Here is a 12,697-nt window from a genome sequence, read left to right on the forward strand (position 1 = left end):
ATCCTCGGATCCGGACAGGCTCCCGCCGTAGTCGAACAGGCGATACACGCCCGCAGGCAGCGCCGTGCCGGTGGATGGATCAGCCGTGATGTTCAGCGTTCCGCCCAGATGCAGATCGCCACCGATCTCAACCAGATCGTTCTGCGCGCCACCGGTAACCCCCGGCTGGCCAAGATCGTATTGCGTGGTGGCCCCGTCGGCCAGCGTCAGGCTGCCGCCAATGGTCAGCGTGCCCGCCCCGGCATCGCCCGGCGTCAGGGTCGCGCCGGACTGCACCGTCACAGAGCCGCCGACCGTCCCGGTCCCGCCCAGCGCCGCGCCGCCGTCCACTGTCAGCGCCCCGGTGGCCGCACTGCTGTCGCCGTCCACCCGCAGCGTGCCCGCCGCCACCTCGGTTGTCCCCGTGTAGCTGTTCGTGCCCGTCAGGCTCAGTGTGCCTGTGCCCGTCTTGACCAGATCCCCCGGCGTGCCGCCATCGGCAATCGCGCCGCTGACCGTATCGGACTGCGCGCCATCGACCTCGAAGGTCGGATCGCCGTTCAGGATAAACTGGTTCGCCAGGGTCAGACCGTCTGCCGCGAAGGCCACTTCCGTGCCCTCGGCCATCGTCACAGCGCCAGTGCCAAACGCCGTGTCCGTGCCAGCACCCAGCCCGCCCTGATTGATCGTCGTTCCGCCAGAGTAGTCGTTGTCTCCGCTCATCGTAATGAGACCAGAGCCACCTTTAATGACGGCGCCAGCACCAAGTGCGGCATTATTGTCGGTAATTACATTTGATACCGATCCGTCGGAAATCTGCTCCAGATCCAGGGTGGCGCCCGCAAGACCGACAACACCACTCCCCAAACCGCCAGAGTTCGCAACAACTGCGACCCCTTCACCTTCAGCGATAAAAGACATCCCGTAAGGATTATTTTCGCCTGTTAACAGGTTTGGCCCATCAATCTTTCCTGACACACCGAGAAAACCAACCGCTCCATTTCCGTGTAACGAAGCCGATAATGTTGCAAACGTGGGAGATTGATAGCCGTCAATAAGTAACAGCCCGTCATTATGTATGAAGGATTTTTTGTCTGTAAATGCTGTATCTTTTTCCGATATGTCTGAGGAAATCAAAGTCCCCCCAACGGCAATATCCGTCCCACCGGTCCAGCCTTTCGTGCCAACTAGGGTCTGCTGCCCCTCAATCGTCAGAGCGCCGCCTCCGGTCATCCCCCCTTCAAATTCGCCGTTTCCATCTGGCCCTTTCAGGGTCAAAGAGGAGCCTGCAGAAAGCAATACTTTACCATCTCCATACAAGCCATTGCCCGTCACCGCCCCCTCTAAGGTAAGGAGGCCACTGCCCTCAGCTACGATCTGAAGCTGGTCGGACTGGACTCCATCAAGGGTTTCCGCGCCACCAGTAACATCCAGTTCTCCAGGACCATCCACCTTACCTGAAAACGTCCCTGCGGCGTTGCTGAGGACTAAGCCGCTACCGCCAAAATTCACCGTTCCTGCCCCTGATAGGCTCGCAGCCCATACTGGCCTTGATGATATGTCCAGTGTCGCACTATCGGCAACGGCCAGTGACATACCTTCCATCCTAGTATCCACGTCTAGTGCGAGGGTTCCCGTAGCGACTGATATCAATCCTGCGCCTGTTTCTGCCCCGGTCAATGTCACCTTGCCGACGCCAGTCTTGCTGATCATTCCAGTGCCGGAGAAGGAGTTTCCGATAGTCTCATCCCCTGAAACTGCCAGGACTAGAGTCGCATCGTTCTGGACCGCGCCAGTGCCAAGTGCGGCAGGATTTGTCACTTCAAGCGTGCCGGACTGGATATCCGTGCCACCCGTATATGTGTCCGTGCCGGTCAGAATCAGTGTGCCGGCCCCTGCCTTGATCAAATGACCCGGCGTGCCGCCATCGGTAATCGCGCCGCTAACCGTATCTGACTGCGTACCATCAACCTCAAATGTCGGATCGCCGTTGAGAACAAACTGGTTCGCCAGTGTCAGACCATCTTCCGCAAAAGAGACCTTGGTGCCGGCGTCCATGGTCACGGTGCCAGTGCCGAAGGCCGAATTGCTGCCAGCGCCCAGTCCACCCTGACGGATCTCAGTTCCACCGCTGTAGGAATTGGCTCCAGTTAAGGTGGCCAGCCCAGAACCAAGTTTTACCAAATTTCCTGTATCATCAGGATCGCTCTGTGACAGTCCGTCTTCTATTACATTAGATGCGATTGCATCACTATTCTGATTAAGATCAAACTCAGACCCAAGGAGTAGTAATGCTCCAGTTCCCAATCCAGATGCACTAGCGCGTAATTTTCCATAGTCTACTTCTACGGAAACTCCGTTCCCATTTGGATTGTTGTTGCCGGTTAAAGTGTTAGCACCGGAAATTACTGTTTCCCCACCATTTATTAGGAGGATTCCGTCTCCAGAAAGCGGAGCTTCTAATGTGGTTGAAATATTATTTGCATCGAAATCGTTGGAAATAATTAGTTCGCCATCAACATGTACAGAGCTGGTCCCGGACAATGTTGCGGAATGTTCGCCATCATCTTGAACCTCCAAATAAGCATACCTATCAATAGTAGTTTCTCCAGTATAAGTAAGGGGTTGCGACGAGCTTACTCTATTATTTTGGCTCTTTGTGCCTGAGCCTATTTCTATCCCGCCGGGTCCTGCTATGGGGTTGGCGCCGAAGAAAGATGTAAACTGCCCTTTCTCCCCAGAAGATAAGACCAGTTTTCCATTAAGAGTTAGGTCTCCATAAATGCTCATTTTGCCGACAGATGCCCCTAACGGGGAAACTATCAAGTCAGCACCGAATTGGGACCCAAACATTCCCTGCACGGTCGCCCCGTCAAGGGTCTCTTGTCCCGTGTAAACATTGACGAAGCCGGCCCCGGTAACTTTGCCAGAAAATGAGCCTGATGCTGTAACCAGCCAAGCGCCATTCGAGCCGACATTCAGGACACCACCGCCATTCAAGGAATGGATGTAATCAGAGCCACTCGGCACGCTGGAAACGTCAAGTGTCGCCCCCGCGCCCACGTTGACAGACGAACTGTAAGAAACCCTTCCCGTTGACGCTAAAGTTAATGTCCCTGCCTGTATATCTGTGACGCCAGTGTAGGTATTCGCACCTGACAACTGCAGCGTCCCCGTGCCGGTTTTCACCAGATCTCCGGGACTTTCTCCATCTGCAATTATGCCGCTGATAGTATCCGTCTGGGCACCATCAACATCAAAAGTCGGGTCGCCGTTCAGGGTGAAATTGTTTGACAGTGACAGTCCGTCTGCATCGAAGGACACCGCCGTGCCCTCCGCCATCTCAACCGCTCCAGTTCCGAAGGAGGTGTTGTTTCCAACCCCTACATTACCGGCGCTAATTTCTGTGCCCCCTGTATAGGTATTGGCGCCCGACAGGAATAGAGCTCCCCCACCGGTCTTAACGAGTTTACCGGCCCCACTCCCATCCACAATAGCGCCAGCAATGGTATCTGTTACGCCCGACGCAACATCGAAAATGTCACTGCCATTAAGATTGAACCCATTCGACAGTGACAGGCCATCGGTAGCGAAGGACATCTCTGTCCCATCTGCCATGGTGATTGCCCCGGTACCGAAAGCCTGGTTATTTGAAGGGGACAGTCCGCCAGAATTAATGAATGTGCCACCGCCATAGGTATTGGCTGCGGAGAGTGTAATTAGACCAGCACCGTCTTTCTGGACAACACCAGATGCGTCGCCGTTTCCTGCAATCAAATTAGAAATTGTAGCGTCAGAAGTCTGGTTAATATCTAAGATTCCAGATCCGAATAGATCAACTTCACCAGAACCGAGACCCGTAGAAGTCGTTTCTAGCGATATGCCGGCAGAAACCGCAAGTGATACTCCCCCATAATTTGCCCCGGTCAGGGTGTTGGGACCAAATATTTTAGCATTGCCATATACAAGAATTATTTCACCGTCACCGGAGATCGGGGCCGAAATTACCGTTTCATGTGATCTATCCGCGTTATTAAAGAACAGTATACGCCCGTCATTTACAATGTCGGATGTATGTCCCAAATTGGCCGCGTATTCGTCAGAGTCATAAGAACGAAAGAAAACATCTTTCCCAACTAGGGTTTTTCCAGTGTAAGTATTATTTCCACCTAATATAAACCCACCATAGGCCACTGATATGCCGCCACCTCCAGAGATAGAGCTATCTATATATGAAGAAGCACCAGAATAAAGATTGGTCTCTAAATTTCCATTTAATACGAGACGATTTTCATGACCGCCATCTAAATCTTCCACCTGTCCAATCTTCGCGCCATTTGCGCCAATGACCACCTGTGTCGTCACGCCCGAGATATCTACGGAGGACCCAGTTAATTTTGCACCATCAAAAGTTTCAGTTCCTGAGAGTATAGTGAGTTTGGGTGATGTTGACGTGCCGGAAAAGGTTCCGGAAGCATTGGACAGTGACAGTGCGGTTCCAGCTAGATTACCAGCCCCAGAAAGACTCTGGATGGAGTGCCATGTTTCGATATCGAGAGTGGCAGAACTACCGACATTCACATCTGAACTGGCTGCGATAGAGCCCGAGGACCCGCTAATAACCAGCGTTCCGCCTTGAATGTCGGTCTTTCCCGTATAGGTGTTCTCCCCAGTTAGGGTCAGCGTGCCTGTGCCGGTTTTCACCAGATCGCTTGACATGCCGCCGTCTGTAATCGCACCACTGACCGTGTCGGACTGCGCACCGTCGACCTTAAATGTCTGATCACCATTCAGAACGAAATTATTCGCCAGTGTCAGGTTATCAGCAGCGAATGACACCAGAGTGCCATCGGCCATTGTTACTGTGCCCGTGCCAAATGCAGTGTCTGTCCCAGCAGCCAGCCCGCCCTGATTGATTGTTGTGCCGCCAGAATAAGCATTCTCTCCGGTTAACGTAAGAAGGCCGGCTCCATCTTTTATGAGCGCCCCTGCATAGCCGTCAGCATAATCGGAGATGGCATTCGCAACCGATGCATCGGTTGCCTGATTAAGATCGAGTGTAGCCTGCCCAAGCTCTACAGGCCCTTTTCCTAGCCCCTCTGATCCAGTCTTGACTGTTGATAGCACAGCAAGAAGGGATACGCCTCCGGCATTGGCACCCGTTAATGAGTTTGCACTATCGATCACGAATGTGCCGGTTGAAAGAAAAAGAGCCCCCGCCCCGTCTATCGGGGCAGATAAAGTCGAAATATGGGATGAGTTCTCAGAATTGCTGTATATGAGAGTACCGTCATTATGGAGCGCCGAAGTCCCGGATAGATTGGCTGCGTGGTCTGCGGTGTCCTCAATCTGAACGACAGTGTTCGCAGATATAGTTGTTGAGCCACCCCATGAATTGACGCTGCTTAGAAGAACTAGCCCCTGGTTGAAATCAATAGACCCGTCGCCTGAAATATTGCCCGAAAAATTTCCATTGCCTGAAATAGACAGGTTAGATCCGGAAGCCAGAATGATTTTCCCGCTTCCCAGCAACCCACCTGCGGTAACACTTCCCTGGATGTTTAACTGACCATTCTCCTCAGTATCTGCTGAAACCCCGTTCAGGTTGGCTCCATCCAGTGTCTCCTCCCCCTGCTCCACAACCAAGAGGGGCCGTGAAGCTCCGAGCATCGTGCCTGAGAAGGTATCGGAGGCAGAATTCAGAGTGAAGGCATTAGTGCCGATATTAACCATCCCTCCACCACCCAAGCTTCTGATAGCAGTGGGGGCGGCTGTTACATCGAGCGTTGCCCCTGTAGCGACATTCACGGCTGCGTTTGCCGGGTCAGCATTGGAACCGATTTCTAGGACCCCGGCATCAACGGCTATTGTGCCGGTACCGGTATCGGCACCTGTCAGTGAAAGGGTGCCAGAACCGGTTTTATTGATCGTTCCGGAACCAGAAATGTCATTAGAGAACATACTGCCGTCAGGCAGATTCAGGGTCAAGGTGTCATCATTCTGAACAGCACCACTCCCAAGCGCTGTGCTGTTTCTAATCTCAAGCCTTCCAGCCTGGATATCTGTCCCACCAGTATAAGTGTTAGCCGCAGTGAGGAGTAATCTCCCACCGCCCGTTAGAACCAGCTCAGAACCACCAGAGACAAGACTATCGTCGATAATGTTGTCTATCTCAACAACACCTCCATACTGTTGAGTGCTTATCGTTAGTTGACTATTTGAAGCGTAAAGTGGGTCGCCATCGAAATTATAACTGCCGTAACCGGTAATGTCTAAAGTATTAACAGCAACTTCTCCGGGGCCATCATCAATGTGGAGGGTCGCATCATCCCCTCTGTCAAATATAGCATCCCACCCAGCTTCCCATCCATCTGTGCCGAATATCTGCGTATCTGATTTCGACCACAGGGCGTTCGTAGTGCTCCAGGTCGAATTATCTGAAGCAGAGAAAGCATTTGGGTTATAAATACGACTATCCGCTTTTGCCTCTTGAGAAATAACGGGGTAAATGGCGCAACCTACCGACGTGAAAACCGTAAACATCTCCAAGCGGCGACGGAAGGAATTGCGAATACCCAAGATCTTCACTTTCTGGAAAAAATTCTATGAACTTTAAGGAAAAACTAGCCTTGAGCAATGCTTACCGCAAGGTGAGATTGCACACTACACTCCTCACCTATGCATCTTTCAGGCCATTTATTTTTTCAAGCTCCCTTTGCGCATTAATAATCCTAGCAAGAATCATCACGTTATGAATAAGGAGCGAGAGACATTGCTTTTTGGTAAGGCCATTTTTCTCCATATCACCGACCCATATGAGCATTCTTTCTCCTTGCTCATCCAAAAGCTTTTGAGGCGTTTTTCCATCAAACTCCTTCTGAAAGTCCATCATTGCCCGTATGGGGTCTTGCCCCTCCTTAGACCGGGAAAATAGGCACGATCTTACGTCTTGCCATAGCCTTCGCATCATCACACTCCACCAAAAGGCAACGGCGGACATTACTGCCCGCCGTCGTAGTTCCATAAAGATTGCCGCCGTGCGCCAGCCTTACTTGTCGAGCTGAAGGCTGGCGAGACGCTCTGCCATGGTCATTTGTGAACGAGGCTTTTGGCCGCTTGCCTCTGCCATAGCGGCAGCCACATCAGGGTCGGACGTCGCCATGGACGCGGCTGGTCGCAATGCTTCGGCCTTCTCATTTGAGACCTGGGTGCTGATCTCAGCCTTATCGGCTGCTCTGGTGAGGGCGCTCACTCCAAACCCGCTCGTGCCGGAACTCGAACCAAGGGCGATGGCATCAGCCTTTTCGCGGGCGATCTGCTCCTGCTCGCGGGCCAAATCCAGCCGATCCATGGCCTGCCGGCCCTGGGCCTGAATTGTTTTGAATTTATTAAGCGCTTCCGAAACGATGGTTTCGTAGGCGTCCAGGACATCCTTTTTGGCTGTGGTCGTTGCGGCCAGATCCTGCACCCTCGCCTTTTTGGCCGCCAGCTCTGCCTCGAAAAGATCGACCTTATCGGAGAGACGCTTCTTTTCCGTGGGATCAGACGCCTCTTCTGCCTTCTTGCCAAGGACCGCCAGCCCGCTCAGTTCTTTCTCATATGCATCTGTGGCAGCGCTGGACAAGGCTTCGGCATCCCCATAAGCCTTGCGGGCCTGGGCGCACTTTGTCAGAACATTAGTGTAATGGCTCTCTGCAGTCTTGATGTCTGCCTCAGTAGCGCTTTTGGGGTCGAGTGTCGCAAGGAAAGATGCGCCAACATCTACCAGCTTGGTAGCCTGGATAGCTGCGAAGGCGCTTGTGAAGCGTAAAGCGGATTTAGACATGAGTTCTCCGGTAGGTTTTGACATGCACGGCCGCACATCAGGCTGAAATCTGAGAAATCTTGAATCAGATCCCAACCAGAAATGCGGGAGGCAAGGCCTTCTATAAGTGAGAAGGCCTGCCGAGGCGCTGTTTAGGGCAAGTTCAAAGAGGCCACAGAAAGCGGAACGCCACCCAGGATCTGCAGGAACATGATATCTTCACCACCCCCTTCGCCGTCGTGACGGGAACTGGCTCTGATCATCATATATTCGATGGCGGGATAGCCGTCCGAATATCCAGTATTCCTTTCGTAAAGAGTATACCGATGCGTCCATGTCACAAACGATTTCTCCCCCGTTGAAAGCATGGTTTCAATATGTTCACGTTCTTCGACAGGTTCAAGGCGCCGTTCGTCCTGAGGAAGAATTGAGCGCGTCCATTTCTTGTCCCCATGCTCAATATCCGGCTGACCCATCAGGCCATCATCATGGTTCAGCCAAGCGTCCCATTCGGGGGCCGTATTGGTATATTGCGGCGATACCACGGTAAAGAACATGGCATCGACGATCTGACCTTTCGTCTGAGGGTCGAAGCTGATGCGCACGTGATCCGACTGATCATGATTGGTATAGAGGGCCGCCATATCTTCCGACCCGGAGAACACTCCGATCGCGGTGATTGACGTCTGCCCGACTACGTCTGGTTCAAAATCCATCTCAGGCTGATCTGACGCAGGATCACTGGATGTCGCCATGGCCGGGATCGTGATGCCGGCACCGATCAGAATTGTCGGCAAAGACGGGATGGGAGCCTTAGGCCCCTCTGGCGCAGAATTCCCGTTTTCTTCTGACAGCTTGTTCCTGATCGCGCCGGTTACAGAGGAAACGCCCGATTTCCGCTTGATCGCGCGAATAAACATCCATGCGAGGATGCAGATAGCCAAAAACAGTAAAAGAAACAGCCCCCAGTGATGACGCTGAGCTTCGTCTTCCTGATCGCCAGAAGAAGATTCACTCTGAGATTGTAGCGTCGGAGGTGGCGGTGCCTGAATGGAAGAGGATTGATGATTAAGGACTGGAACTGCCGGCTGCTGAGCAGGAGCAGGAGCAGGAGCAGGAGCAGGAGAGCGCGGCGCATCGTCATGATAGTAGGGGTAATCTGGCCGAGGGTGAGACGCAGATTCCATCATAGCACCTGCGGCCATGCCGGAAAAATAGCTGCTGCTGTTATCGTTATGGTCGTGAACGACAACGACCCGATCTCTTCGCTCCGGAACGCTGGAGGCGCCACTATCCCCATGAGTGCCGCCAGATGTCGCTTCCATTGCGGGGGCGGGAGCAGGAATGGGAGCATCATCATAATGCTTTGGTGGTGACGGAGGGGCTGAAGAATGAGCGGAAGCCTCGGATGAAGAGGCGGCCGCTAACCCTCCCCCCATTGCGGCGCCTGCCGCGATTTTTGCCCCATTCGAGCGTGACATGGCGCGGAAGGCCTGCGCCGAAGCCGCTTCATTCATCTTCTGAATGGTGCGGGACGGAGAGGGTTTGGAGATGGTCGGCGTAAACACGCGAGACGACCGCGATGACGAGAATGAAGAGCTTGAAGAGTGACTGCCGCTACTTGACGCACGTGCATGAGCATCATCGTTCAGCACTACAGTCGAGAGGGAAGCAACTCCCGCACACAGCATCAGGGTGCGGAACATCCTGAGGGAATTATTTTTTAGACAGATCACGTCAGCACTCCGGGAGTTCGTAATTCAGGAAACGAGACAATTCCTTGATTTGGGTTTTCCACCCTTCCACTGAGGTCGATGGGATACGCATGACACGTCCCTGAGACGCCTTGCGGAGCCATTCAAAGCACCTTCCTGAGGAACCTGAGGTTCGAGCAGGCGAGATTTTCGCGTCCCGAGACGCAGGAGTGTCGATCCAAAGTGCAATGCAGCGGCCGCTGTCGTAGGGGAAATCCTGATCGAAGCAATAATCGCTCGGAACGGCCACGGCACACCCTCCCAGGCAGGCTGCATTCCCCTTCTCTACTGCTCTGATAAAGCCTGAAGAAAGAAAATCAGACGCCGAGCCGCACGTTGGGAAGCCAAGGCTGAAAAGCTTCGACATCAGACTCTGAATGGCCTCCGGACGCGATCCGCCGACAAGGACAACTGGATCTGCCATGCGCGGCTTGGGGGTTAGTACCGGAGAGGATCGATCAAAGCTCGGACCAGACGAACGCTCTCCCGAATACGACTTTTTCTTCCGGAACGACCGGTCACGATCAGAAGCAGATTTAGCTTCATTACCGAAGAGCTTTCCTCCCTCCACGACGCCATGCATTTGAGCGCCATGCACATCAGATGAATCCGCTCGGGGCTTTGCATCGTAACGCTTCCTGGAGAAGTCTCGCTTCTTTTGAGCGGGTCTGTCGCTCCCCCCACCCATTATATCCTGGAACATACGTTCCTGAGATTCCGCGGAGCTCAGATCCTGAGAGCCTCCACCTTCCCTCCGGTTGCTTTTCCAGCGCGATGGCTTCTTTCTTGTTGGGTGTCGACTTCTCATCATACGGCGCACAAAGGCCTTTCAAAAACTTGGCGTAGATCTTCCCAAACCAGGCGAAAGCGCAGGTGCTTTCGACTGACCAGATTGACGTCCAAGGGAAGAAAATCCCCGAAAATCGATTAATTTTATTTCCTATCAAGGATAAATGCAACGCCAAGGATAGTCCGCATCACAAAAAACACTGCATTCAACTAGCATGCCCTCTGGACGCTCAAGCTCAATCGCGTCAAACTGTGTGGAACGATTTGCACCTTCCCACAGCTTGAGAGTTTCCATGCGATACCTAGCCTCAGCGGATCATCATCTTTTCCATGAACGCATGATAGAACACTCAAGGCGTCCGTTCAAAACCCTCTCGGAAATGCACGAAAAGCTAATCCGGAAATGGAACAATGTGGTCCAAAATGATGACCACGTAATTCATGTGGGGGATCTGATTTTAGGATCAGACGTGTCCATCCTGGCGGAACTGAACGGACATATTCACGTCTGCACTGGAAACCACGATACGCACTCGACGATGAACAAGGCCCTGCGTGCCGGCTATATCGCTTCAGTGCAATCATACATGGGGTGCTATATCTCCGGGAAAATGTATCACTTCCAGCACTTCCCGACTGACGAATGGCCGTATAAAAATAAGGGGGCAATTCTCGTCCACGGCCACATGCACAATCGTCACCCCCCAACAGAGAACAGCATCGATGTTGGGGTTGATACACCATGGGCGAATTTCGCACCCATTTTCGTGGAACGCATTCCATCCCTGCTTCAGAAGTATGGACCTAAAGCCAGCCAGTGACGCACCATCCCCGCCTCAGAGGGGAACGTATCTTAATTTGGCCTATGCGTGGGCACATCCCCGATGCGTCCGGGGGGGGTATCGGCGTCAGAAGAAATCGATGACGCCGTTATGGCGCGGCGGCGCGGCGGAGGGCCTGTCGTAGATCTTCAGGACGACATCCGAAAGCGTAACGCCCGCCACCAGATCTCTCACGGGCATCCGCATCGGGTCGGCCATGGTCAAGGCCGCCCCCATAATGGACTTTACGGCAGCTACCGTTTGAGTGCCGACATCCATCCCCTGCAGGTTTGTGACCGCCTCTTCTGGCAATTCCTGGCTGTAGGAAGAAGAAGCAAAAGCCTCCTGAGCCTTGAGCAACTGGGCATGGGCTTCGGCCAGGATGCCTTCGAGCCGGAGGGATAGCGTCTGGAAGTCAATGACCTCTTCACCCTCATTCTCAGATACGACCGACCCCATTTTTTCGTTCACCTTGATCGCCCTTCTAAAAAAGCTCGACAGACGGAGTATGAGATTTCCAGTTCCGTTCAATCTCGCGCTCTTGCTTTTGATACGCTTCTTCCTGCTTGCCAACTGCAAGCAGACAGTCTGTGACCAAACTCTGCCTGGCATCCCCTGTGCATGGCCAGAACCTGATCCTCCGAGCCTGATTGCCGCCAAAGCTGAAGGATACGCATTCAAGTCCTTCAGTCTTGAGGTAGCGCTTAACGAACGCCACGTTCTCGGCTCCGACGTCAGACATGGATGCCAGCACGGCCGCGCCACCGAATGCTTTGCACTTCAGGTTATGCCTTTTCCCGCCAGCTTTAAGAATGCCGTTCAGAAGCCTTTCCATGGCATTGATCCCAAAACGGAAGGCTGTGTCACCATCCGTTCCGGATTTCTCGCCTCCAGGAAGAAGGAAATGGTTCATTCCTCCAACCCCGACGGCACTATCGAACATGCAAACGGAAATGCAGGACCCAAGGACAGTTCCGAAGACTATCTCCGGGTCCGAGGAAATCGCAACTTCACCCTGTAAGACTGTCGTGATCTTTAGAGACGTTCTCACCTGATGGTACCGAACACCTTTTCAAGGACTTCTCTCAGCTTTGCAACGGTGTACGGCTTAGCGATAAAATTATTCACGCGCGCATCGATGCATTCCTGGACGAGGGAATTGCTTGCCTCACCAGTCAGCATCACAAATGCGGTTTTCTGGGTTCTGGCATCACCTCTGACCGCCTTGAGCAGTTCCAGACCATTCATTTCCGGCATGTTGTAGTCGGAAATAACCAGATGCACTGGCTGCTTGGCTGCGACCTGCTCCTTGAGGTATTCCAACGCCGATTTCCCGTCCGGCCTCTGCGCAATATGTACGAACTTAAGTTCTTGCAAATTGCTGGCCAGAGTCTGACGTATTGATTGCTGATCATCAACGATCAGGGCGCGGATTTGTGACGCTGCTACTGCCATAGTCTTTACCTTTCTGCCTTTCGACAAGGCCTTTCCAAGCCCCGGCTGTAAGTGTAGCTACCCCCCATCACAAGATGAAGGATTACTAGATATTT

The 12,697-nt window shown here is 53.1% G+C and carries 8 protein-coding genes; 1 reads left to right on the forward strand and 7 read right to left on the reverse strand.

The genetic code is table 11. The annotated features are described in order from the left end of the window. From AD930_RS10675 to AD930_RS10690, 4 genes are all read right to left on the reverse strand, one after another. On the reverse strand, positions 1–6,558 hold a 6,558-nt coding region (locus AD930_RS10675; RefSeq protein WP_208598602.1), incomplete at its 3' end, for an autotransporter-associated beta strand repeat-containing protein. Positions 6,559–6,655: 97 nt separating this feature from the next. Next, positions 6,656–6,871, reverse strand: coding sequence for a hypothetical protein (locus AD930_RS10680; protein ID WP_061506211.1), 216 nt, complete (start codon positions 6,869–6,871; stop codon positions 6,656–6,658). 156 nt (positions 6,872–7,027) lie between these two features. Further along, positions 7,028–7,804, reverse strand: coding sequence for a hypothetical protein (locus tag AD930_RS10685; RefSeq protein ID WP_061506212.1), 777 nt, complete (start codon positions 7,802–7,804; stop codon positions 7,028–7,030). 131 nt (positions 7,805–7,935) lie between these two features. After that, positions 7,936–9,474 carry a DUF2491 family protein gene (locus tag AD930_RS10690; RefSeq protein ID WP_167375174.1) on the reverse strand — a complete coding sequence of 513 codons (1,539 nt, stop codon included), beginning with the start codon at positions 9,472–9,474 and terminating at the stop codon, positions 7,936–7,938. Between the two features lie 1,265 nt (positions 9,475–10,739). Between AD930_RS10690 and AD930_RS10700 the strand changes: the two genes are divergently transcribed. Beyond that, positions 10,740–11,147: a metallophosphoesterase family protein gene (locus AD930_RS10700; RefSeq protein WP_167375175.1), complete on the forward strand. Its 408-nt coding sequence runs from the start codon at positions 10,740–10,742 to the stop codon at positions 11,145–11,147. An 87-nt stretch (positions 11,148–11,234) separates the two neighbouring features. On the opposite strand, the gene AD930_RS10705 is transcribed toward AD930_RS10700, so the two are convergent. The 3 genes from AD930_RS10705 to AD930_RS10715 all read right to left on the reverse strand — a co-directional run bounded on the left by AD930_RS10705 (position 11,235) and on the right by AD930_RS10715 (position 12,602). Beyond that, positions 11,235–11,618, reverse strand: a complete 384-nt coding sequence (locus tag AD930_RS10705) for a hypothetical protein (protein ID WP_156476985.1) — start codon at positions 11,616–11,618, stop codon at positions 11,235–11,237. A gap of 13 nt (positions 11,619–11,631) precedes the next feature. After that, on the reverse strand, positions 11,632–12,060 hold the full coding sequence (locus tag AD930_RS10710; RefSeq protein WP_244150568.1) for a chemotaxis protein CheD: 429 nt from the start codon (positions 12,058–12,060) through the stop codon (positions 11,632–11,634). Between the two features lie 134 nt (positions 12,061–12,194). After that, positions 12,195–12,602, reverse strand: a complete 408-nt coding sequence (locus AD930_RS10715; protein ID WP_061506218.1) for a response regulator — start codon at positions 12,600–12,602, stop codon at positions 12,195–12,197. Positions 12,603–12,697: the final 95 nt, after the last annotated feature.

Origin of the sequence: Acetobacter malorum (assembly GCF_001580615.1) — a bacterium.
GTDB lineage: Bacteria > Pseudomonadota > Alphaproteobacteria > Acetobacterales > Acetobacteraceae > Acetobacter > Acetobacter malorum.